The following is a 22,903-nucleotide window of genomic DNA, read 5'->3' as shown; positions in this document are numbered from 1 at the left end:
GACCGGAACGGGAACCACGATGAAGAACGAGCTCAAGAATCAGCTGCGCCAGCAGGACGCCACGGCGCTGGCCCAGGGCTATTCGCCCGCCATCCGTGCCATGGAGATCGCCAGCATCGTCTCCTTCATCGGACTGGAGTCGGCCCTTGTCTGGAGGCTGTGGGGCAATCCCCATACCGGCCCCTGGCTGGTGCTCAGCGCCCTGCTGTTGGGCTACCTGGCGGCCGACTTCGTCTCCGGCATCGTCCACTGGATGGGCGACACCTGGGGCGCCACCGACATGCCCGTGCTCGGCAAGGCCTTCATCCGGCCCTTTCGCGAGCACCACGTGGACGAGAAGGCCATCACCCGCCACGACTTCGTGGAGACCAACGGCAACAACTGCCTCGTCTCCATCCCCGTGGCCATCCTCGCGGTGGCGCTCCCCCACTCCAACGCCAGCTGGGTGTTCGTCTCCGCCTTCCTCGGAGCGATGATCTTCTGGGTGATGGCGACCAACCAGTTCCACAAGTGGTCGCACATGGACGAGCCCCCCGCGCTCATCGGCTTCATGCAGCGTGTGCACCTCATCCTGCCGCCGGAGCACCACCGCATCCACCACACGGCGCCCTACAACAAGTACTACTGCATCACCGTGGGCTGGATGAACAAGCCACTCGCGATGATCGGCTTCTTCCCCGCGATGGAGCGCCTCATCACCTGGGCGACGGGCGCCATCCCCCGCAAGGACGACATCGGTACCGAGGCCGCCCTGGAGCTCTTCGAGGCCACCGCCACCGCCGAACCCCCCGTGGTCCAGGCCGCCAAGGAGCTGCTCGAGGCCACCACCGCCGAGGAGCCCAAGCCGGTCTCCCCGGTGCGGCCGTCCTGACACACCGGGCCCGGCGCTCGACCGCACCGGGCCTCCAGCGGCAGGTGGAGCTCAGAAGGACAGGTCCACCTGCTCCGCGGAGTGGATGGGGCGCCCCAGGAAGCGCGCGCCGACTTCCACGAAGCGCTCCGGCACGTCCGTGACGAAGGAGTGGTGCGTGGGCGCCCCACCCGCGGCCAGCAGCCCCTGCTCCTCCAGCAGCGCCGCCACCACTTCCGCCGTGGCCTCTGCCGAGTCCACCAGCGACACCTGGGGCCCCACGGCCTCGGCGATGACGTCCTTGAGCAGCGGGTAGTGGGTGCAGCCCAGCACCAGCGTGTCCACCCCGCTCCGGGCGAAGTCCTCCAGGTACTCGCGGGCCACCAGCCGCGGGACGTCTCCCGCCAACCACCCCTCCTCCGCGAGCGGGACGAAGAGCGGACAGGCCCTCGCCTTCACCTTCACGCCCTCGGGACCGGCCGCCGCCTCCAGCTCGCGCTGGTAGGCCCCCGAGCGGATGGTGCCCGGCGTCCCGATGACGCCCACGCCGCCTCCCCGCGTCCGCCGCAGGGCCGCCCGCGCGCCCGGGGCAATCACCCCCACCACTGGTACCGGCAGCGCCGCCGACAGCGCCGGCAAGGCCACCGCCGACGCCGTGTTGCACGCCACCACCAGCAGCTTGATGCCGCGCTCCAGCAGGAAACCCGCGTTCTTCAGCGAGTAGCGCGTCACCACCTCGCCGGACTTCGTGCCGTAGGGCACCCGCGCGGTGTCTCCCAGGTAGAGCGTGCTCTCGTGGGGGAGGTGGGACATCAGCGCCTTGAGGACGGTGAGTCCTCCGACGCCCGAATCGAAAACCCCGATGGGACCGTGGCTGCCTTGCCGCATACCGGGGCTCCTATCACGTTTGATGCCAACGCCATGTACCCGCCCGCAACGCAAGGAGGGCCGAGGCGGGTGCCCCGGCCCTCCGGAGGACAGGCGAGCTGCCGATCAGTAGCGGATGAGGGTGATTTCGGTCGACGGATCCGCCGCGGTCTTCTGGTCGAAGGCCCACACCGTCACGGTGGTGGGGGCATCCTCGTTGGTATAGAGGATGGTCGAGCCCTTCATCCCGCGGATGTACACATCGTAGGAGCCCGGCTTCAGGAACTGGTAGAGGACGGGAGCGCCCGTGCAGGGCTGCGGGTCACCCACCGTACCGTAGACGAACTTGCCCGTGGCCTTGTCGAACAGGTTGATGGACATCCCCGTGAGGCCCGCCTCGGCGCAATTCACGAAGTCGTAGCCATCCCACAGTTCCCAGCGCAGCGACATGCCGCCCACCTCGTAGAAGCGGAACGACTCGGACCGGGGGCTACCGGCGCTCGTCACGAACGTGCCCTGGGTGGAGTACAGCGGCATCCCATCCCGGCCCGCCCGATCCCGGCCATAGGCGACGAGATCGATGGTGTGCGTCCCGTCCTCCAGCCAGGGCGTCTCCACCCCACCGTTGGTCATGCCATCGGCGCAGTTCAGGGTGACCCACTCGCCCCCGTCGATGCTGGCCTTGACCGAGGTCACGTTGGCCTGCGAGCAGGACGGGTTCTGGCTGTAGGTGTTGGGCGGGAAGGACCAGGACACGTACGCGTAGGACATCCCATTGGGCGTGAGGTCGATGTTCACCCGCACGTCCCCGTTCACCGTGAAGGTGCCACGGCCCTCGTAGAGGGTCTCGTTGGTGTAACTGTAGGCCTTGATGGTGAAGGAGTAGTTGCCGGGCACGAAGTCGTGCAGGACGATGCCGTCCACCCCCGCGGTGCTACAGGCGTAGACGCCACCGTTGTAGAGGGTCTCGCCGGGGATGCTGATGTGGATGTTCTTCACCTCCGGTACGTCCGAGCACCGGAAGTCGGGGGCGAACGTCCACAGGAACGTCACGTCACCGGGCCGCGCGGCGGGAGGAGGGGGCGGGTTCGTGTTGCAGCAGGGGCCGTCATCATGGTCGTCGTCGTGGTCGACGATGATGCAGCCCGAACCTAGGGAGGCGAGACAGAGGAATGCGGCGAGAAGTCTGGCGTTCATGGGGCGTCCTCGGATTGTGGACCACCGGGGAAAAGGGGCGGGCATGCGGCCCGACACACAACCCCTCGGACGCCCCCTCCGGGAATTTATTCAATGCCCGGCAACAGCAACCAACCGACCCCTCTTCGTACCGGGTTTGTTTGACCACCCCGGACCCAGGTGCTACGGCCAGACCCCCATGTTGATGCCCCGCTTTCCCCTGGCGCTCGGCGCCATGAACTACCTGCAGATCCTCCGTGATGCCTCCATCCTGGAGCTGGGAGTCCTGGGCCTGCTCATGGTCGTTTCGGTGGCCTCCTGGGCGCTCATCGCGCTCAAGCACACCCAGCTGACCCGTGCCCGGACCCAGTCCCTGGCCTTCCTGGATTCCTTCTGGAAGGCATCCCGGCTGGAGACCATCTACCAGGACGCCCAGAAGCTGGAGGGCTCGCCCCTGTCCAAGGTGTTCTGCGCTGGATACGAGGAGCTCTCCAAGCTGGCCCAGACCAAGGACAGCGCGGAAGGCGCCATGAGCGAGCGGCTCGGCGGTATCGAGAACGTGGAGCGGGCGCTCAACCGGGCCTCCACGACCCAGCTGATGGACCTGGAGTCGCGGGTGAGCTTCCTGGGCACGGTGGGCGCGGCGTCGCCCTTCGTGGGCCTGTTCGGCACGGTCATCGGCATCCTCAACGCCTTCAACTCCATCGCCGAGCAGGGCAACGCCACGCTGGCCACGGTGGCGGCGCCGGTGGGCAACGCGCTCTTCGCCACGGCGGCCGGCCTGTTCGCGGCCATCCCCGCGGTGGTGGCCTACAACTCGTTCATCAGCCGCATCAAGGTGTTCGACACGGAGATGGCCAACTTCTCCGCGGACTTCCTCAACATCATCAAGCGGCACTTCTTCCGCTAGGAGATACGCGCCATGGGCATGGGCTCCAATCGCGGGGGCGGCCGCGTCACCATGAGCGAGATCAACGTCACGCCCATGGTGGACGTGATGTTGGTGCTGCTCATCATCTTCATGGTGACGGCGCCCCTCATCCAGCAGGGCGTCAAGGTGAACCTGCCGGAGGCCAGGGCCGCTCCGGTGGAAGCCGCCGAGAAGAAGCTGGTGCTGTCCATCGACGCACAGCGGCGCGTGTACATCGGAGAGGCCGAGGTGCCGGTGGCCGAGTTGGAGAAGAAGCTGGCCAGCAACGCCAAGGCGCAGGCGGACAAGGAACTCTACCTGCACGCGGACCGGGACGTGCCCTACGGCGTGGTGGTGGACGTGATGGCCGCCGCGCAGCGCGCCGGCATCAACAATGTGGGGATGATCACGGACCCCACGGGTGGGGGCCGGGCGTCCAACTCCAACAAGGGCAAGAAGGAGGCACGGCGCTAGCCCATGCACCCGGCCTACAACCAGAGCCTGCTCGCCCCCAGGCGCACACGCCTGGGACGCTTCCTCACGGTGTCGCTGGTGGGCCATGCCCTGGTGCTGGTCGCCGTGGGGCTGTACACCACCTTCGTCGAGGAACCCCGGGTACAGCTGGACCAGAAGCCCATCCGCGCCACGCTGGTGCGCCTGGGCAAGCCCCGCGACGAGAAGCTGCTGCCCCGCAAGGAGCAACCCCCTCCGCCTCCTCCCAAGAAGGTGGACGCGGCGCCCTCCCCCACTCCCGCCCCGCCCGAGCCCGCCAAGGTGGCCGTGCCCGTGCCCGGGGTGAAGCCGGAGCCCGCCCCCAAGCCCACGCCCCAGAAGGGCGAGGCCCAGGGCGAGGACCGGCGCAACCGGCTCTTCGGAGCCTTCGACAAGCTCGCCAAACCCTCCAAGCAGGAAGAGGAGCTGGAGGGCGCCGAGGACGGCGATCCCAACGGCGACTCCGCCACCGCCGAGGGCGAGCGCTACTTCGGCCTGCTCTCCTCGCAGGTGCGCCGCCACTACGACGTCGCGGACACCATCCCCGATAACGAGCGTCTGTACCTCAAGGCCCAGGTGGCCATGCGCCTCAACCGTACCGGAGAGGTCATCGATGCGCGGCTGGCCAAGGCCAGCGGAAATACCCTCTTCGACTCGGCCGTATTGGCCGCGGTGAAGAAGGCCTCTCCCTTCTCCCCTCCCCCCGACCATCTACGGGACGCGCTGCAGAAGAGCGGCATCGTCCTGGAGTTCAGCCCGTGAACGCGAAAGCCCTCCTCCTCTCGCTCGTGCTGCTGCCCCTCACGGCCCTCGCACAAGCCCCCGTCATCCAGATTTCCGGCGCCAACTTCCGGCCCCTCCCCCTGGCCGCCCCCGCTCCGCTCGTCCAGGGCGAGGTGGCCAAGGCATCCACCCAGGAGGTGGACGCCGCGCTGATGTATGACCTGCGCGCCTCCGGCATCTTCCAGGTGCTGGACCGCAACAGCTTCCTCGCGGACCCGAAGGAGGGCATGGCCGCGGGCAGCATCAACTTCTCGCGCTGGGCCGACGTGGGCGCCGAGTCGCTGGTGAAGTACACGCTCTCCCAGGAGAACGGCGAGCTGAAGGCCGAGGCGCGCCTGTTCAACGTGGGCTCCGGCCGCGAGGACTTCAAGACGACCCAGAGCGCGCCCGCCGCGGAGCCTCGCGCGCTGGCCCACAAGGTCGCCGACGCCATCTACCGCTTCTACACCCGCGAGCCGAGCCCCTTCCTCTCGCGCATCACCTACGTGCGCAAGTCGGGCGCCAACCGGGACGTGTGGGTGGCGGACTGGGACGGCCACAACGCGAAGCAGATGACCCGCGGTGGCATCAACCTGCTGCCGGCGCTCGGGCCGGACGGGACGCTGGGCTACACCTCGTACCAGCAGGGCAAGCCGGACCTCTACGTGCGGAAGCCGGGCGGCGACACCGTGCGCATCAAGACGTCCGAGGGACAGATGGCCACCGGCATCTCCTTCTCCCCGGATGGCAAGCGCATCGCGTACGCACTGGCCGAGGAGGAGAGCGCTCAAATCTGGGTGGCCGAGGCGGATGGTGACAACGCCAGGCAGATCACCGACACGCGCTTCGGCATCAACACCAGCCCCTCGTGGTCGCCGGACGGCAAGCGCATCGCCTTCGTGTCCAACCGGGGCGGCTCGCCACAGGTGTACGTGATGAACGCGGATGGCTCGGGCGTGAAGCGGCTCACCTTCCAGGGCAACTACAACCAGACGCCGGACTGGTCCCCCCGCGGAGACCTCATCGCCTTCACCGCGCGCGACGAGCGCAACGCGTTCGACCTCTTCACCGTCCACGTGGACAGCGGGAAGATCACCCGCCTCACGCAGGACCAGGCGAACAACGAGGAGCCGAGCTTCTCGCCCAACGGCCGCCTCATCCTCTTCACCTCCACGCGCAACGGCGGGTCGCAGCTCTTCGTGATGACGGCGGATGGCAACAACCAGACGCCGCTGCCCGCGAGGGAGAAGGCCACGCTCACCACCCCCGACTGGGGACGCTGAGCCCAAACACTCTCCCTCCGGGAGAGGACCCGGGTCTGCCCCATTGCCGGATTGACACACGCGGGCCCGGCCCCTGAGCATCCCTCCATCCAGGCACGGAAGTGGAGCCCATTCCCGAGGCTCCCTCCCGCCGCCAGGCAGGGGGAGCACATGCTACTCGAGAACAAGGTCATCATCGTCACCGGCGCCACGTCTGGCATCGGAGCCGCCACCGCCATGGAGGCGGCCCGGCAGGGCGCCAAGGTGGTACTGGCTGGCCGCCGCGCCGACAAGGGGGAGGAGTTGGTGGGCCGCATCCGCGCCGACGGAGGCACCGCGCTCTTCGTTCGCACGGATGTCTCCCAGGAGGCCGACATCGAGGCGCTCGTCGCGCGCACCCTCCGCGAGTACGACAAGCTGGATGGCGCCTTCAACAACGCCGGCATCCCGGGCCCCCTCGGGAAGTTCGCCGACATCCCGCCAGCGGAGTACCGCCAGCTCATGTCGATCAACCTGGACGCCACCTTCCTCAGCATGCGCCACGAAATCCGGGCGATGAAGAAGAGTGGCGGCGGCTCCATCGTCAACTGCGCCTCCATCCTCTCGCACGTCGCCGCGCCCGGCTTTGGCGCCTACTCGTCGGCCAAGCACGGACTCATGGGCATGACCAAGGCCGCGGCGCTCGACTACGCGACGGAGGGCATCCGCGTGAACTCGGTGCTGCCCGGCCCGATCGATACGGAAATCTGGAGCCACATCGAGCACGGCGAGCCGACCCGCCAGGCCTTCGTCAATGGCGTGCCCATGCGGCGCTCGGCCCGCTCGGAGGAGGTGGCGAAGCCCGTGCTGTTCCTGCTCTCCGATTGGTCGACGTACATCACCGGCACGGCGCTCGCCATCGACGGCGGATACTCGGCCCAGTAGGCCGACTCCCCTTGCTCCTCGAGCCCCTGAAGCCAGCGGCCCGGTGACCGCTGGCTTCGCACGGGCTCGTCAGATGTTGATGCTCTGGGGGATGTTCGTCGGGATGAGATAGGGATAGGGCCCGTAACGGTTCGCGTTGCGCTGCGCGATCGTCTGGCCGATCTGCTTCAGCTCTTCCTTGAACGTGTGCAGCGCGGCCATGACGTTCAGCCCCTTGAACCAGAGGGGCCGGTACTCCCCCAACCGCGTGTAGTAGACCCCGCCGAGCAGGGAAAGAAAATCGAGCTGCTCGGCCGCCATGTCCAGCGGGGGGTACTGGTCCAGCGTGGGATTGAGCGCGGCGTCGGCCACGGACAGCGGCGCTGCCCGATAGGCGGCCCCCGGCGCCAGCGGAGTGAAGGTCATCAGCCCCGCCTGGGCGAAGTTCACCGCCGCGTGCTGCGCGCTGGAGGTGAAGATGATCATCGTCAGCGCCTGGACCAGGTACTCCACCGTCGACAGCTTGCCCTGGCCATCCTCGCCGAAGCCGCGCACCCGCCCCCCCTCCTCCGCCACCAGCTCGGCGCTCCACTGCTGTAGCGCCTGGTCCTTGGCGACTGCCTCGTCCGAGGCGTAGTGGATGCCCACGTAGGCGCGGACCCACCGCTCGATGGCCCCCCACAGCAGCAGCGCGTCGTCACGGTAGGGGTACTCCAGGCCCTCGTCCGTCACCCCGCGCAGCTCGAGCTGCTTGGGCAGCATGCCCCGGTTGAAGTCGTAGTCGGAACCCAGGAGCGACTGGACGGCGAGGGCCCGATCCGCATCGATGGTGCCGCCCAACAACATGTCCACCTGATGGCCCTTCGCGATGAGCGTGGACTGGGCCGAGTCGTTGATGGACAGCGTGCCCTCGAAGTGCGGAAGCAACAGCTGGCCCACCGGGTGCTCATCCGGCAGCTGCCGGTGGGTGGCGATCACGAAGGGCTCGATCAGCAGGTGCGTGCGCCCCAGGTGGGAGAACATCTCGTGATGGTTGAAGTCCGCGACCTGGACGGTCGTCTTGGCCCACTGCCAGGCCTCTCCGTCCTCCGGGGTGAAGAGGGGGTAGACGCGCGGGTCCTGCCCGCAGCGGATGGCCACCGGCTGGAGCTGGCGCGCACCCGTGCCACGCGGGAGCGAGAACAGCGCCTTGGGAGCGAAGCAGTACTTGGGTCCGTCCGGGAAGTTGCCGTTGATCACCCCGGCCAGCGCCCGGTAGTCCGCCACGAACAGACGCCCCTCGGCCAGGGCCTGCTGGACCGAGTCTCCCGCGTCCTCGAGGAGGGTCTGGAATTGGGCGTCGGTGATGGCGAGGTCCGGATCCAGCGTGGTCAGCTTCTGGATGACGAGTGGATTGAATCCGGCCACGCGCATCCAGGCGAACGTCGCATCATCCTGGAAGCTGCTCGCGGCCCAGGGCGGGCTCACCGAGGTGAACAGGTTGAGGTAATCCTGCAACGAATTGGGACGCCCCTTCGGTTTGGCGAGCACGGCGTCCACCACCAACCCGAGGATCTCCAGCGGATTGGTGACGTTCATCTGCCCCACCCTGCGGGCGATGCGCTCGCAGTGAGCGAGGGTCTCGGCCTTGTCGCCCAGTTCGCCCAATCCCTTCAGGAGCTCACCTTCGGCTCGCTCCCAGGGTGAGCCGCTCTCCTCGATGGACTCGAGGTTCAGCGCGTCCAGGTTGCCGTCCTTCGGCATGCGGGACATGTCCACCTGGCCGAGACCGAGCTTCCCGAGGTCGAGCGTCAATGCGCTGGCCGGGGCCGGAGCGCTGGAGGAGCCCTGCTCGCGCTGCGCCTGCTGCCACTTCCACTCGAGCTGGTTGCGAGCGATGTGGAGCACCTGCCAGATGACCTTGAGGTACCAGGTGAAGGAAGGCCTCTGGTCCTTGGGAAGGGTCTGCAGCATCGCCAGCGGCGAAACGTAGGTGTAGTTGTACTGGTACTCCGAGGCGTTCGGATTGAGGGGTTGGGCGGTGGCGGCGGTGGACATGAGAGCTCCCTTGGGAAACGCGGGCGGCGAGCGAGCGGGAGGACACCGAATCCGCCATGAGTCTGTCCGAGGAGCTCCGGTTTCGTCCATCCACCCCCCCGCGCTCGCTGACAGGCCGGGTGTGAGGGTCTACAGTCCGCGTGCCCATGGATGAGTCTCCCTTCCGCTCCTACTGGTCGCTCGATCCCGAGGTGACCTTCCTCAACCACGGTTCCTACGGCGCCTGCCCCACGCGGGTGCTCGAGGAGCAGTCCCGGCTGCGCGCCCGCATGGAGGCCGAGCCGGTGCGCTTCCTCCACCGGGAGCTCGAGGCCCTGGCCGACGCGGCCCGTGCCTCGCTCGGGGCCTTCCTGGACGCGGACCCGGATGACCTCGCGTTCATCAACAACGCCACCACGGGCGTCAACACGGTGCTCCAGTCGCTGCGCTTCGCCCCAGGCGACGAGCTGCTCACCACGGACCACGAGTACAACGCATCCAAGAACGCGCTCGACTTCGTGGCCAGCCGCTGGGGCGTGAAAGTGGTGGTGGCGAAGCTGCCCTGGCCCGTGCCATCACCGCAGGCCGTGGTGGACGCGGTGCTCGCCCATGTCACCGAGCGCACCCGACTGCTGCTCATCGACCACATCACGAGCCAGACGGCCCTGGTGCTTCCCGTGGCCACGCTCGTGCACGCGATGCGAGAGCGGGGCGTGGAGACACTCGTGGATGGCGCCCACGGACCCGGGCAGGTGCCCCTGTCCCTGCGCCAGCTCGGCGCCGCGTATTACACCGGCAACTGCCACAAGTGGCTGTGCGCGCCCAAGGGAGCGGCCTTCCTCTACGTACGCAGGGATCTGCAGCCGGGCATCCGCCCCGTCGTCATCAGCCACGGGTACAACTCGCGGCGCGAGGACCGCTCCCAGTTCCGCCTGGACTTCGACTGGCTCGGGACGAACGATCCCACCCCCTTCCTCTGCATCCCCAAGGTCCTGGAGGTGATGGGCGGCATGCAGCCCGGCGGCTGGCCCGAGGTGATGGCCTCCAACCGGGCCAAGGCGCTCGCGGCTCGCGCCTTCCTGTGCCAGCGGCTCGGGGTCGCGCCCCAGTGCCCCGAGGACATGGTGGGCTCCATGGCCACCGTACCCCTCCCGGACGGCTTCCCGGCACGGCCCTCGGTGCTCGGGTTGGATCCACTCCAGGACCGGCTCCTCTTCGAGCACCGCATCGAGGTCCCCATCACCCCCTGGCCCCGGCCCCCGCACCGTCACGTGCGCGTGTCGGCCCAGCTCTACAACTCGCACGCGGAGTACCAACGATTGGCGGAGGCTTTGGGGGCGCTTCTGGGCTGATAAGCTCCGGCGGATGCCTCGTTACGCCACCATCGATGTGGGGACCAACTCGGTCCTCCTGCTCGTCGCCGACCGCCAGCCCGATGGCCGCTTCCAGGCCGTTCAGGAGCGCGCCGAAATCACCCGCCTGGGCCGCGGCGTGGACAAGAGCCGCCGCCTCTCACCCGAGGGCATGGAGGCCACCCTCCAGGTGCTCTCCGATTTCGCCACCGAGGCGCGCAACCTGGGCGCGGAGGCCATCGCCGTGTCCGCCACCAGCGCCGCGCGCGACGCGGAGAACGGCGCCGAGTTCCTCTCCGCCGCCAGGGCCCGCGCCGGTGTCACGGTGGAGATCATCTCCGGCGAGCTGGAGGCGCAGCTGTCCTTCACCTCGGCGTACGCGGACTTCGGGCGTCAGGCCTCCGGGCCGCTGGTGGTGGTGGACATCGGCGGCGGCTCCACCGAGTTCATCTACGGCGACACGCAGGGCCGCGTGTCCTTCCGGCACAGCTTCGACGTGGGCTCGGTGCGCATGACCGAGCGCTACGTGCACGCGGATCCACTGACGGCCGAGGACCGGGCCCGCGTGGAGTCGCACCTGCGCGAGACGTTCTCCTCGATGCCCTCCTGCCCTCCGGGCGCGCAGCTCGTGGGCATCGCCGGCACGGTGACGACGCTCTTCGCCGTGCAGCACGCCATCGATCCGTATGACTCCGAGCGTGTGCACGGTGGCACCCTCACGCTCGTGCAGTTGGAGGCGCTGGCGGACAAGCTGTGCCGGCTGCCCCTCGCCGAGCGCCAGAAGCTACCCGGCCTCCAGCCCAAGCGCGCGGACGTGATTCCCGCCGGAGCACTCATCCTGCTCGAGGGCCTGCGGGCACTCGGGCTCGCGCGCTGCCTCGTGAGCGACCGAGGCCTGCGCTGGGGCCTGCTCGCGCACCGTTTCGGAGCCCCCCTCTCATGAGTCACCCCACCGCCGTGGCCGCCCCCGCTCCCACCGCCACGCGCACCAGCCACTACGCGCTGCTCATCCTCTCGCTCATCAACCTGGTCAACTACCTCGACCGGTACATCGTCACGGTCGCCCTGCCCTACATCAAACAGGACTTCCAGCTCACCAACACGCAGGCGGGCTACCTGGGCAGCTTCTTCATGCTGGTGTTCATGCTGGCCTCGCCGGTGAGCGGATTCCTCGGGGACCGCCTGCCGCGGCGCTACCTGGTGGCCGCTGGCGTGCTGCTGTGGAGCCTGGCGACGGGGGCCTCGGGCCTGGCCACCACCTTCTTCATGCTGATGGTGGCCCGGGCCGCCGTGGGCATCGGCGAGGCGGGGTACGGCGCGGTGGCCCCGTCCATCATCTCCGACCTCTTCCCGAGAGAGCAGCGCACGCGGGTGCTGTCCTTCTTCTACATCGCCATTCCCGTGGGAGCGGCGGTGGGGTACGGGCTGGGCGGGTGGCTGAGCCAGGCCTACTCGTGGCACATGGCCTTCTTCGTGGGCGGCGCGCCGGGCCTCGTGCTGGGCACCATGGCCTTCTTCATGCCCGAGCCCCAGCGCGGCGCCATGGATGGGCCCGAGGCGAAGACGAAGCTGCCCTTCCTCGTGGGCCTCAAGGGACTGGCGAGCAACAGGGCCTTCTGGTGGACCACGACGGGCTACACACTGATGACGTTCGCCATCGGAGGGCTCGGGTACTGGCTGCCCACCTTCCTCGTCAGCGAGCGCGGGATGTCCCCGGGCGCCGCGGGCTTCAACTCCGGCGCCGTCACCGCCACGGCGGGCCTGTTGGGGACGATCGCCGGAGGCTGGCTGGGCGACAAGATGGACCGGAGGATGGAGGGCGGTGGCCTGCGCATGTCGGGCGTGGGGCTGTTGATCGCGGCGCCCCTCATGTTCCTCTCGACGAAGGTGGACTCGCACGCGCCGATGTTCGCCATCATCTTCCTGGCGCAGTTCTTCATCTTCCTCAACAGCGGCCCCATCAACGCGGCCATCGTCAACGGCGTGCCCCCGGCGTTCCGCGCCTTCGCCATGGGCCTCAACGTGCTGTTCATCCACATGCTGGGCGACGCCATCTCGCCCACCGCCATCGGCAAGGTGGCCGACCTGAGCAGCCTGAGCTTCGCCATCGAGCTCAACGCCGTGCCGGTGCTGCTGGGCGGGCTCGCGCTGTTGATGGCCGGCAAACTGTTCAAGCACGTCACCGCCTGAAGTGTCGCGGGCGCTTCAGAGCGCGAGAGAATCCGCGACATCGTGCTCAAGGCGTCCCAGGATGTCCGCGCCCGAGCCGGGCTCCTCCCGGCTCGACGTCGACATGCTGGAGGCACCATGAGCAGCCTGCTGTTCACCCCGCTGACCCTGCGCGGGGTGACGTTCAGGAACCGCATCGCCGTCTCACCCATGTGCCAGTACTCGAGCGAGGACGGCTTCGCGAACGACTGGCACTTCGTCCACCTGGGCACCCGGGCCGTCGGAGGCGCGGGGTTGATCATCTTCGAGGCCACCGCCGTCGAGGACATCGGGCGCATCTCGCCGCAGGACCTCGGCCTCTGGAAGGACGAGCACATCGCGCCGCTCGAGCGCATCGTGCGCTTCATCCACGAGCACGGCGCCATCGCGGGAATCCAGCTCGCGCACGCGGGGCGCAAGGCGTCCACGAAACGTCCCTGGGAGGGCGGGGGCCCCATCGCGCCCGACGAGAAGAATGGGTGGAAGACCGTCGCACCGAGCGCCGTTCCCTTCGATGAAGGCTATTCGGAGCCCGAGGCGCTCGATGACGCGGGCATCCAGCGTGTGCTCCGGGCCTTCGTCGCGGCCGCCGAGCGCGCGCGCACCGCGGGGTTCCGCCAGCTGGAGATCCACGCCGCACACGGCTACCTGCTGCACGAGTTCCTCTCGCCCCTGTCCAACCGCCGCACCGATCGCTACGGAGGCTCGTTCGAGAACCGCGTGCGGCTCACCCGCGAGGTGGTGCAGGCCGTGCGCAAGAGCTGGCCCGAGGAGCTCCCCCTCTTCGTGCGCTTCTCCTGCTCCGACTGGGTCGAGGGCGGCTGGACGCTCGAGGACACCGTCGCCCTCTCGAAGCTGATGAAGGAGGACGGAGCGGATCTCATCGACTGCTCCTCGGGCGCCATCGTTCCCGGGGTGAAGATTCCCGCGGGGCCCGGCTACCAGACTCCCTTCGCCGAGCGCATCCGCAAGGAGGCCGGTATCCCCACCGGCGCCGTGGGCTTCATCCGCTCCGCGTTCCAGGCGGATCACATCCTGCGCACGGAGCAGGCGGACATGGTCATCCTCGCGCGCGAGCTGTTGCGAAATCCGTACTGGCCCCTGCACGCGGCGCGCGAGCTCCACGCGGAGGTGGCGTGGCCGCCGCAGTACGAGCGCGCTCAGGACTGAGACGTGCTCGCGGGGGACCCAGCGTGTGTGGGGCGAAAGGACCCGCTCCTGCTAACCTCACGGGACATGCCCGCCCGTGAACCCCTCTCGCCCTGGGCCTCCCTGGGTTTCGCTGTCCTGCTTTTCGGGGTGGCCGCGATGATGGCGTGGATGACCCTCTTCCGATACCTGGGCCCGCGCATCGAACGAGAAACCCGGTTCATGGGGTGTGATCGGCTCGCCAGTGGCCAGTGGCAGCTCCAGTTCTACCCCGGCCCCACCAGCGTGCGCCTCGAGGCCTCCGGCGAGTACAACGCGGAGGTGGCCGGGCTCTGCGCACGACAGGCCCGGGTTCGCGTGGTGGCTCGCGCGAAGGGAAACATGGGCGAGCCCATCACGTGGGTGGAGGGCCTGGAGGACCTCGAGAGCAGCGAGGTGGTGCTCTCCGAGGAAGACGCGATTCAGACCCGGGCCGGTGGCGATCGGCGTGGGGTGCTTCGTCCTGTTGGTCATCGCCGCGGCCCTGCTCATCGGCGACGACGAAATGCTCCCGGAGCACGACTAAACCTCCTCGAATCTCGTGCCGGTAGCGCCCATGCGCTGTAAAGCGTCCTTGATCTCCTCGGAGGCGATAAGGACGACCTCCCATCCCTCGGGACGGAACACCTTGGCGCTCCCCACCTTCGCCTTGTCAATGCGCATGTCATCTACGGCCCAGTACTGACCCACCTTCTCGGGAAGGCCATCCTCGGGTCGCCAGAACTGCACCTTGGAGGATTTCTCGTCGATGCAGCGGATGAGACGAGTTGCCACGAGGACGAGGTACTGATCCGGTTGGCCTTCGATATCCGCGGGAATGAGCTCACATCACCGGGGCCCGCTCCGACAGCATGGGGGCCACCTTGACGTGGACGACAGGGATGCTCAATCCCGCCTCGGAGAAGTCCAGCGGCCTGCCTGCAACCTGAATGGGGATCCTCAACCGTCCCACCAGGTGCACGGGCGTTCCTCTCTTGAAGTCCCAGTCGTGCACCTTGTTGCCCTGGCCATCAATGGGGGTATTCAGATGCCAGCGGTGAGGGACATAGACGTCGTCGGAGAGCTTGAAGAAGCGCTGGGCCATATGGGGAAGTTCTAGCGTCGCCCCTGCATTCTGGCTCGTGGGCTGCCGCGCGGAGCTGCTGCCCAAGTATCGGATTGGCGAGTGTGAGCGATTGGGCTCCCGCACGTGGGGCGGAGTGCCACCGGGGCCAGACTCCGGTTGGACACTCGCTGCCGCGGGGACAAGTTCCCCTCGTCGGACGCTCCACCAAGTCGTAGCGCGTCACCGCCCGGTCTTGCGGACGGAGATCTCCACGATGAAGTCCGGGCCCCGCTCCGGGTTCCCCTCGGCCCGCTCCAGCACGGCGGGCCGGTCATCTCCGGTCCACAGGCCCAGCAGATCGTAGGTCATCCACTGCGCCAGCGAGCGCGCCACCCGCTGTGCTCCCTCGCGTGACACCGTCGACAGCGAGCCCTGTGCCTCCATCAGGCCTCGCACCATCCGCGCCGGCACCATCCAGCACTCGGCCCGCAGCGAGGGCGGCACCAGGAACAGGCAGAAAGAGGACTCGCTCTGCCCGAGCAGCCCGTCCACCTGCTCCCGTGCCAGCCGGATGTTTGGCGCCCACTGCCCTTCCCCTCGCCGCTCCAGCTTCGTCGCCTGCACCAGCACCGCACGCTTCGTCGTGAGGAACGACTCCACCTCGACCTTCAGCACGAAGGCCAGCTCCACGCCTCCGGGCCTCAGTCCCTCCGGGGCGGACTCGCCCTCCACGGGCGCACGCGTTCTCCGGTACTGGAGGTCCAGCTCCAGCGGCACGGGCTGCCCCTGCGAAAGCAGGATCGACAGGTCCGAGCGGATGCTCTCGAACTCGTGCTTCAGATCCTCGAGCAGCCGGGTCACCAGGCGCGCCTCGTCCTCGCGGAAGTGCTCCGGGTAGCGCGCGGAGAAGTCCCGCTCCACGCGGCTGAACGCCCCCAGGAGCAGTTCCTCGAGATCCCGGTCCCGCAGCCACGTCCTGCCCCCACCGAGCGTCATCGCCCCCGAGGCGCGCAGGTGACGCAGTGCCCCCGTCAGCGTCGCCGGTGTCTGTGGCTCCGGTGCGGACTCGGGCCCGGCGGCGAGCCACGCATTGATGGCCCTCACGCGGAAGCGCACGCGCGTGGAGGGGTGCTCACCCAGCCGCCGCAGGAGCCGCCGGTCCGTGGACGTCTTCACCAACGACAGCGTCACCAGCTCGGCCTCGGAGGCCGCCGCGTCCGGCGCGCACCACAGGAAGAACTCGATGGCCGCCTTGCGCAGCACCGGCTTCTTCACGAAGCGGCGGACGACCTCCTGCCTCCACGCGGACAAGTCGTCCGCTCCGGGCCGGCGCTCCGACTCGAAGCGGGGCCACAGGTCCACGCACTCCTCGGACAGCCAGTACAGCGCCTCCGCCACCGGCAACTCGCGTACCCGCTCGCGCGCCCGGTTGCGGCGCTCGAAGGAATCCTCCACGCCCTGGCGCAGCGCCACCCGGAAGATGCGCTCCTCCAGCCACAGCAGCACGAGCGCCAGGCCCGGCTCCTTCTTGGGCTCGAGGTGCTCCCAGCACTTGTCCGCCACGAGCCGGTGCCGCGCGAGCTCCTTGTCCTCGTGGATGCTGGCCACCAGCGCCTGCAGGGCGCCTCGCAGCCCCTCCACGGGCGCCTCGAAGTACGCCAGCAGCTCACTGAGGTTCTCGATGACGGCCAACGGTCCTCCCTCTTCGAGGTTCCTGGCGAGCAGCAGGCTCGCCCGGGTGCACCACCGCGCCTCCCCCTTGCCTTGCGCATAGCTGCCCAGGAAACCGCGCAGCTCACCCCGGCTCTCGGGAGCGGCCACCAGCTGGAAGAGCTTCTCCTCGAGGATGTCGCGGCACTCGCGCCAGGGAATCTTCGCCGCCCGCTCCCGGATGAAGGCCACCAGCTTGTCGCGGCCCTCGCGCAGGTACGGCAGCAGCGCCCGGAGCTGATCCAACCGCCCGATGACCCGCCGCTCCGAGCCCAGGAGGACCTTCAGGTCCACCTCCACGGTGTCGTTGAAGCGGAGCACCTTGCCGTCGAACGTGCAGCGCACGCCGCTCACCAGCGTCACCAGCTCCTCGGGGTGGCGCTTGAGGTAGCGGGAGACGACCTTGGCGAGCTCGGCCTCCACCTGGCGCACGAGCGGCGCCACGGCCTCGTCCTGGCCTCCGTCCTTCAGCGCCTGGACGAGCTGCGCCTGCCGGGTGATGAGCCGCTGGAGCAGCTCCCTCGGCGCCTCCGAGTAGGGCCACAGCAGCTCGCCGCAGTGGACCAGCAGGAACAGCAGCTCGCCGGGAGAGCGGGAGCCGGTGTCCAGCCGGGACCAGGCGGCGGACTGCGCCATCTCGCGCTCGTCCAGGGTGGCGTTGCGCACCCACTCGGCGAGCTGCTCCGACCACTGGGGACGCGACGACAGCACGGCCTCGGGGGCGGAGCCCGCCACCTGCTCGTAGAGCGCCTGGATGGACTCAGGCCACTTGTCGTTGCCGGGAAGCATGTCGCGGTCGGTGCCTGCTGTCTCTCAGCGCCCTGCTACCACAGCTAACGGCGCAATGGGCTGTTCGAGGCGGGGACGGTACTCCCCGGCCAGCTGGTCCACCTCCGCCGCCAGACGCTCGCCCTCCTCGAGCAGCCGGGCCTTGAGCCTCGCGCGGCTGCCCAGCGTGAAGAACACGGACACGTCCCGAAGCACCACCCACCAGCGCTCGGAGAAGTACAGGGTGAAGAGAGACAGCGGCGGCACCGCCAGCAGCACCGGCAGGCCCAGCGCCGGCCCGCGCCACAGCCACGCCCCCACCGTCAGCACTCCCCACCACGCCACCGACACCACCAGCGCCGCGAGGAACTTCACCGTCGCCTGCACATCCAGCTCGGCCTTGCGGCTCATCCACCTCGGGAAGAGGTACGGCACGTAGAACAGCCCGAGCCCCAGGGCGAACAGCGGCAGCCCGAACACGAGCAGCGCCAGGTTCTTCAGCACGAACCGCGTCACCGGGCCCGCCTGGTACGTCAGCGCCAGGTCCGTGGGGTCCGCCCGCACCAGCTCCAACCGGCGGTGGAAGGACATCAGGTCTCCGCGCATCCGCTCGAAGCGCTCGGGCTGCTCGGAGCGGAAGAGCTGGAGCCCCCGCGCCCAGTGCCGCAGCCGCTCGGGGTCCATCGCTTCCTTCTGACGGAACGCGTAGAGCCGCTCGGCCATCTGGATGAGCGGCAGGTCCTCCCACTGCTCCAGGTTGAGGGTGACGGAGCGGAGCCCGCCAGCGATGTGCTCGGTGAGCTTGCGCACCGAATCGACCTCACCCGCCGCGTCCGCCGGGAGGAAGTCCTTCACCTCGATGGGCACGCCCATCTCGATGAGCACCTCGCTGCGGAACAGGTGCTTGTCCGCGTACGTGAGGCCCACGGGCACGATGCGCACCGCCGCCCCCTGCTTCGCCGCCCCGAGCGCGATGCGCGCCGCCCCCGTCTTCAGCTCCGCCAGCGAGGGCTCCGAGTGGCTCTTCCCCTCGGGGAAGAGGGTGATGGCCCTGCCCCGCACCAGCGCCCCGCGCGCCGCGTCCAGTGTCCCCTCGTTCTTGCCCATCTGCGAGGGATCGTCCTGCTTGCGGTACACGGGCAGCGCGCCCAGTCCCCTGAGCAGCCAGCCGATGATCGGAAGGCGGAAGAGGGGCTCCTTGGCCAGGAACGTCACGTGCCGGCGCGTGAGGATGAAGACGAGCGCGGGGTCGATGAGCCCATTGGGGTGGTTGCCCACGAACATGACCGGGCCCTCGGGCTCGGCCGAGGGAGCATTCACCTTCACCCGGTAGAAGAGCCGAAGCGCCAGGGCCACGACCGCACGTACGAAGCTGTAGAACACACGTGCAGTGTACACCGGGCGGGGCGCGGACGGACCCGCCCCCGGCCAGGGCCGGAGCCGAGCATCTCTCCACAGACGCCTGCTCGGTCGCGGGCATGGCACGGGAACGGAGTATCGAACGCGCCCCGGGTGTTCCCGCGCTTCGACAACCTCCTCTCCCGGAGCACACCGCATGCCCAGAACCCCTCACGCCCTCGCACGCTCGTCCGTCGTCGTCCTGCTGCTGTCCCTGGCGGCCTGCGGGCCCGAGTCACGCGTCGAGCCGAAGACGGAAGACAGGTCCGGCCACACCGGGGAAGCGCTGGCCTCGACGCCAATCGGTAACTTCAGGAGCGGCATCATCACCTTCTACGACGCGACCGGCGCGGGGGCCTGCAGCTTCGATGCGAGCCCGGAGGACCTGAACGTCGCCGCCATCGGTGAGCCCGACTACGCGGGCAGCGGGGCGTGTGGCTCGTGTGCCGAGGTGCAGGGGCCGCTGGGCACGGTGCAGGTGCGAATCGTGGATCTCTGCCCCGGCTGCGCGGCGGGCCACCTCGACCTCAGCCGCGAGGCCTTCGCGAAGATCGCCAACCCCATCGATGGCCGCGTGAACGTGCGCTGGCGCTATGTCTCGTGCCCCGTGACGGGCCCCATCCGCTACCGCTTCAAGGATGGCAGCAACCCGTGGTGGACCGCCATCCAGGTGCGCAACCACGCCCTGCCCATCCAGAAGCTGGAGTGGTTGAACCCCGAGGGCAAGTGGGTGTCGGTCCCGCGCCTGAGCTACAACTACTTCGTCCAGCCCACCGGAATGGGCTCGGGTTCCATCAAGGTCCGGGTGACGGCCTCGAACGGGCAGGTGCTCGAGGACACCCTGCCGGGCGTCCGGGCGGAACAGACGTTCGCCGGCAAGGCCCAGTTCACGCCGTAGTCCGCGCCCGCTGGCTCAGAACGTGCCGATGCTGAAGTGGAGCTGCCAGAGGGGCTCGTTGAGCGTCTCGTCCGGGTCCAGGTTGATGCCCACGTCGAAGGCCAGCGGGCCCACCGGCGTCACGTAGCGGAAGCCCATGCCCGTCGAGTAGCGGAGCGCGCTGAAGTCGAGGTTCGTCCGGTCCAACCAGAGATTGCCCGCCTCCAGGAAGAGGCCCAGGTTGAACGAGGACTGCACCGGGATGCGCAGCTCCGCCTTCCCGAGGGTGAAGAGCTCGCCACCTTCGCTCACGGGCGCCTGGCCTCCCAGGATGGTCAGTTGCTCCAAGCTGCAACCCGCCGGGTGGATGAGCGAGCGGCAGTCGGCCACCTGGCGCCGCAGCGCGGTGCGCTGATCCTCGCTGAGGATGCCGTCCTCACGGAAACCGCGCAGGCTGCTGGAGCCGCCCAGGAAGAAGCGCTTGGAGCCGATGACCCGCGCGTCCTTCTCCAGTGACACGATCGTGCCACCGCGCAGCGACAGCGCCAGCACCGCTCCCGACGTCAGCGGCGCGTACACGCTCACGTTGCCGGAGATCTTCACGCCGTTGATGGGCAGCGCCTCCAGCGGCTCACCCGTGCGGGTGGTCTCGTACGAGCTCAGGTCCCCCATCCACTCGGCGCTGGTGGACACCAGCAGGCCCTTGTGCGGGTTGGCCGGGTCATCGCGCAGGTCCACCGTCGCCGACGAGCGCACCGAGTGCAGGATGAAGAAGCCGTAGGGGAAGCGCAGCCGCTCCTGGTCCGCGCGGTTCGGACTGATGAGCACCCGGTCTCCCGACTGCAGCAGGTTGCCCTCCAGCTCGTACTGCAACGCGAGGTTCAACCAGCGCATGGCCGACCAGTCCAGGCCCGTCACCGCCGCGACCCGGGAGGACAGGTACGAGGGCCGGTGCACGCGCTCGGCGATCAGATCCAGACGCGCGCCCACCTCCAGCGGCAGCAACCCATAGAGCCGCGGTTGCACCGCCGACAGCACGGCACGCCCGTCGAAGTCGCGCACCCAGTCATACGGAGCGGGCTGGACGCACTCCTCCGGCAGGGTCTCGCAGCGGACCCGGGCGAACTCCGCCCTGTCGATGCCCTGCGTACTCAACCCCACGTAGTTGAGCTTCAACCGGCCCGACAGGTTGAGGCCACGCCCGTCCACGTTCGTCCGCGTCGCGTCCACCACCAGGCGTGGACCTTCCGACAGGAAGTACCCGCCCGCGATCTCCCCCTCCCAACGAGGGCGCTCGCGAACCTCCACCACGACGTCCTTGCTGGCCTCCGGCACGTCCGGCTTCTCCAGCCGCACCGTCACCTGCCGGAAGAGGTTGAGGAGCGCGAGCCGGCGCTGGCTCTCGAAGAGCTTCTCCGGATCCACCACCTCGTCTTCCTTGAGGCGCACATTGGCCCGAACCACCTCTTCGTCGGTGCGCGCCGTCCCCCGCACGAGGATGCGGCCCACCGTCACCCGCTGTCCCGGCTCCAGCCGGTAGAGGACGCTCACGCCCTTGCTCCCCGGCGTCGGCGCCGCATCCACGCGGGCGAAGAGGTAGCCCAGGCGGCCCAGCCCCGTGACGAGCGCCTGCCGCCCGCGCTCCACCGCGTCGAGGCTCAGCGGCTCACCCGGCGTCACCGGCACCAGCGCGTGCCCATCGAAGCCCTGGGGTCCACCCTCGACGCGTACCTCGGCCACGCGCAGCTGCGTGCCCTCGTGCACGTCGAACCACGCCACCGCCGTGCCCCGGGCCACGTTCACCCGCAGCCGGGTGAAGCGCACCTGGGCCTCCAGGAACCCCCGCTCGCGGTAGGCCTCCGTCATCAGCTCCGCGGCGTCCCGGTAGGCCTCCTCGACGAAGATGGTGGCCGGCTCGTGCACCCACTCGGGTGGACCCATGCGGCGGTTGCCGGGCCCCATCTCCAGCACCTCGCGCAGGCGCGCCGGCGAACCCGGCTGGGGCTCGTTGGCGCGGATGCGCTCGGTGAGCATCTCGCGCAGCGTCTCGTTGGAGAGCAGCGTGTTGCCCCGGAAGATGACCCGGCGCACGCGCAGCGGACGGCCCTCCTCGATGTCGAAGGCGAGCACCGCCTCCTCTCCGTCCGGGCGGTGCACCTCACGCGGCTCCACGTGGACGTCGTTGAAGCCCCGGTAGCGGTAGAAGGACTCCAACTGCCGGACCAGCCGGGCCACCGTCGAGGCGTCCAGTGGATCCTGTCCGTCGTAGGAGAGCACGCGCGCGAGCAGCGTGTCCGCGAAGTGGTGGTTGCCGTGGAAGTGGAAGGTGAAGCGCGGCCCGGCGGAGATGGGCACCACCACCGTCGCCGCCTCGCCCTCCTTCTCGAGCAGGGGCACGCCCACGTTGGCGCGAAAGTAGCCGCGCTCGCGCAGCAGCGTCCGCAGCCGCTCCAGGCCCGAGTCCAGGCCTCCACGGTCCAGCACCCCGCCCACCCGCAGGCCCAGCGTGGCGAGCAGCTCGGACAACGGCAACCCGGGACTGCCCGTCACCGAAACGGCCGCCAGCTGCGTGGGTTTGCCCTCGAAGATGGTGAAGGCCAGCGCCACGCCTCCGGGAATCGGCTCGCGTGTGAGCTGGATGCGCGCGTCGTTGTAGCCCTGGCGCCCGTAGGCCTGGGACAGCCCCGCATGGGCCGCCTGGAGCGCCTCCTCCTCGAGCCGCTGGCCCACGGCGATGCCCCTCCTGCTCAGCACCTCCAGCAGTACCTCGTCACTCAGGACGACGTTGCCCTCCACGTCGATGCGCATGACGGGCAGCATGGGCGTGAGCTCGAACACCACGCGTACGCCGTCCTGGTCCTCCACGGTGCGCACCACGATGTCGCTGAAGCGCTCGCTGGCCCACAGCCGCTCCACCGAGCGCCGCACCGCGCGGGCCGACAGCGTCTGGCCCTTGCGCACCGCCACCAGCTCCGCCAGCCCCGCCGCTTCCATGTCCTCGGGCAGGTGCAGCTCCACCGCCACCACCGTCGGGCCGGAGGGCGGTACGGGGACACCGGGCACCGGCACCACCGGCTGCGCCATCACCGGGCACGCCAGCACCAGGACGAGCGCCAGCG

Annotated in this window: 17 protein-coding genes and 1 pseudogene; 11 read left to right on the top strand and 7 right to left on the bottom strand. The window is 69.0% G+C overall.

All coding sequences use genetic code 11. The features are described from left to right. Positions 1-19: 19 nt before the first annotated feature. Complete coding sequence (gene carF, locus JQX13_RS27450; protein WP_203402442.1) at positions 20-871, top strand: plasmanylethanolamine desaturase; 852 nt, start codon at positions 20-22, stop codon at positions 869-871. A gap of 51 nt (positions 872-922) precedes the next feature. On the opposite strand, the gene murI is transcribed toward carF, so the two are convergent. Beyond that, positions 923-1,738, bottom strand: a complete 816-nt coding sequence (gene murI, locus JQX13_RS27445) for a glutamate racemase (RefSeq protein WP_203402441.1) — start codon at positions 1,736-1,738, stop codon at positions 923-925. A gap of 105 nt (positions 1,739-1,843) precedes the next feature. Continuing rightward, positions 1,844-2,914 carry a hypothetical protein gene (locus JQX13_RS27440; RefSeq protein ID WP_203402440.1) on the bottom strand — a complete coding sequence of 357 codons (1,071 nt, stop codon included), beginning with the start codon at positions 2,912-2,914 and terminating at the stop codon, positions 1,844-1,846. 181 nt (positions 2,915-3,095) lie between these two features. On the opposite strand from JQX13_RS27440, the gene JQX13_RS27435 reads away from it, so the two are divergent. The 5 genes from JQX13_RS27435 to JQX13_RS27415 all read left to right on the top strand — a co-directional run bounded on the left by JQX13_RS27435 (position 3,096) and on the right by JQX13_RS27415 (position 7,243). Next, positions 3,096-3,803, top strand: coding sequence for a MotA/TolQ/ExbB proton channel family protein (locus tag JQX13_RS27435; protein WP_203412234.1), 708 nt, complete (start codon positions 3,096-3,098; stop codon positions 3,801-3,803). A 12-nt stretch (positions 3,804-3,815) separates the two neighbouring features. Then, a complete protein-coding gene (tolR, locus tag JQX13_RS27430) occupies positions 3,816-4,277 on the top strand; it encodes a protein TolR (RefSeq protein ID WP_203402439.1) in 462 nt (153 codons plus the stop codon). 3 nt (positions 4,278-4,280) lie between these two features. Then, the gene (locus JQX13_RS27425) at positions 4,281-5,057 is read left to right on the top strand and encodes an energy transducer TonB (RefSeq protein ID WP_203402438.1); all 777 of its coding nucleotides are present in this window, start codon (positions 4,281-4,283) and stop codon (positions 5,055-5,057) included. Next, positions 5,054-6,340: a Tol-Pal system beta propeller repeat protein TolB gene (gene tolB, locus JQX13_RS27420; protein WP_203402437.1), complete on the top strand. Its 1,287-nt coding sequence runs from the start codon at positions 5,054-5,056 to the stop codon at positions 6,338-6,340. Before JQX13_RS27425 ends, tolB begins: the two co-directional genes overlap by 4 nt. A 150-nt stretch (positions 6,341-6,490) precedes the next feature. Then, positions 6,491-7,243, top strand: a complete 753-nt coding sequence (locus JQX13_RS27415; protein ID WP_203402436.1) for an SDR family NAD(P)-dependent oxidoreductase — start codon at positions 6,491-6,493, stop codon at positions 7,241-7,243. Between the two features lie 69 nt (positions 7,244-7,312). Here the strand turns inward: JQX13_RS27415 and JQX13_RS27410 are convergent, their stop codons facing one another. Further along, positions 7,313-9,259 carry a lipoxygenase family protein gene (locus tag JQX13_RS27410; protein WP_203402435.1) on the bottom strand — a complete coding sequence of 649 codons (1,947 nt, stop codon included), beginning with the start codon at positions 9,257-9,259 and terminating at the stop codon, positions 7,313-7,315. A 146-nt stretch (positions 9,260-9,405) separates the two neighbouring features. Here JQX13_RS27410 and JQX13_RS27405 point away from each other — a divergent pair, with 146 nt between their 5' ends. The 4 genes from JQX13_RS27405 to JQX13_RS27390 all read left to right on the top strand — a co-directional run bounded on the left by JQX13_RS27405 (position 9,406) and on the right by JQX13_RS27390 (position 13,968). Next, positions 9,406-10,590: an aminotransferase class V-fold PLP-dependent enzyme gene (locus JQX13_RS27405; protein ID WP_203402434.1), complete on the top strand. Its 1,185-nt coding sequence runs from the start codon at positions 9,406-9,408 to the stop codon at positions 10,588-10,590. Between the two features lie 13 nt (positions 10,591-10,603). Continuing rightward, positions 10,604-11,533 (top strand): Ppx/GppA phosphatase family protein, encoded by a 930-nt coding sequence (locus JQX13_RS27400; RefSeq protein ID WP_203402433.1) that lies wholly within the window; start codon positions 10,604-10,606, stop codon positions 11,531-11,533. Next, complete coding sequence (locus JQX13_RS27395) at positions 11,530-12,780, top strand: spinster family MFS transporter (RefSeq protein WP_203402432.1); 1,251 nt, start codon at positions 11,530-11,532, stop codon at positions 12,778-12,780. Before JQX13_RS27400 ends, JQX13_RS27395 begins: the two co-directional genes overlap by 4 nt. Positions 12,781-12,897: 117 nt before the next feature. After that, positions 12,898-13,968: an NADH:flavin oxidoreductase/NADH oxidase gene (locus JQX13_RS27390; protein ID WP_203402431.1), complete on the top strand. Its 1,071-nt coding sequence runs from the start codon at positions 12,898-12,900 to the stop codon at positions 13,966-13,968. A gap of 540 nt (positions 13,969-14,508) precedes the next feature. On the opposite strand, the pseudogene JQX13_RS27385 reads toward JQX13_RS27390, so the two are convergent. From JQX13_RS27385 to JQX13_RS27375, 3 genes and pseudogenes are all read right to left on the bottom strand, one after another. Continuing rightward, a pseudogene (locus JQX13_RS27385) lies at positions 14,509-15,070 on the bottom strand (imm11 family protein). Between the two features lie 201 nt (positions 15,071-15,271). Beyond that, complete coding sequence (locus JQX13_RS27380; RefSeq protein ID WP_203402430.1) at positions 15,272-17,530, bottom strand: hypothetical protein; 2,259 nt, start codon at positions 17,528-17,530, stop codon at positions 15,272-15,274. 24 nt (positions 17,531-17,554) lie between these two features. Continuing rightward, entirely contained in the window at positions 17,555-18,892 is a 1,338-nt protein-coding gene (locus tag JQX13_RS27375; protein ID WP_203402429.1) for a lysophospholipid acyltransferase family protein, read from the bottom strand. A 172-nt stretch (positions 18,893-19,064) separates the two neighbouring features. On the opposite strand from JQX13_RS27375, the gene JQX13_RS27370 reads away from it, so the two are divergent. Continuing rightward, positions 19,065-19,805: an expansin EXLX1 family cellulose-binding protein gene (locus tag JQX13_RS27370; RefSeq protein WP_203402428.1), complete on the top strand. Its 741-nt coding sequence runs from the start codon at positions 19,065-19,067 to the stop codon at positions 19,803-19,805. 15 nt (positions 19,806-19,820) lie between these two features. Here the strand turns inward: JQX13_RS27370 and JQX13_RS27365 are convergent, their stop codons facing one another. Continuing rightward, a complete protein-coding gene (locus tag JQX13_RS27365; RefSeq protein WP_239013893.1) occupies positions 19,821-22,886 on the bottom strand; it encodes a POTRA domain-containing protein in 3,066 nt (1,021 codons plus the stop codon). Positions 22,887-22,903: the final 17 nt, after the last annotated feature.

It is taken from the genome of Archangium violaceum (assembly GCF_016859125.1).
Taxonomy (GTDB): Bacteria; Myxococcota; Myxococcia; order Myxococcales; family Myxococcaceae; genus Archangium; species Archangium violaceum_A.
This window is presented reverse-complemented; position numbering and strand designations above follow the sequence as displayed.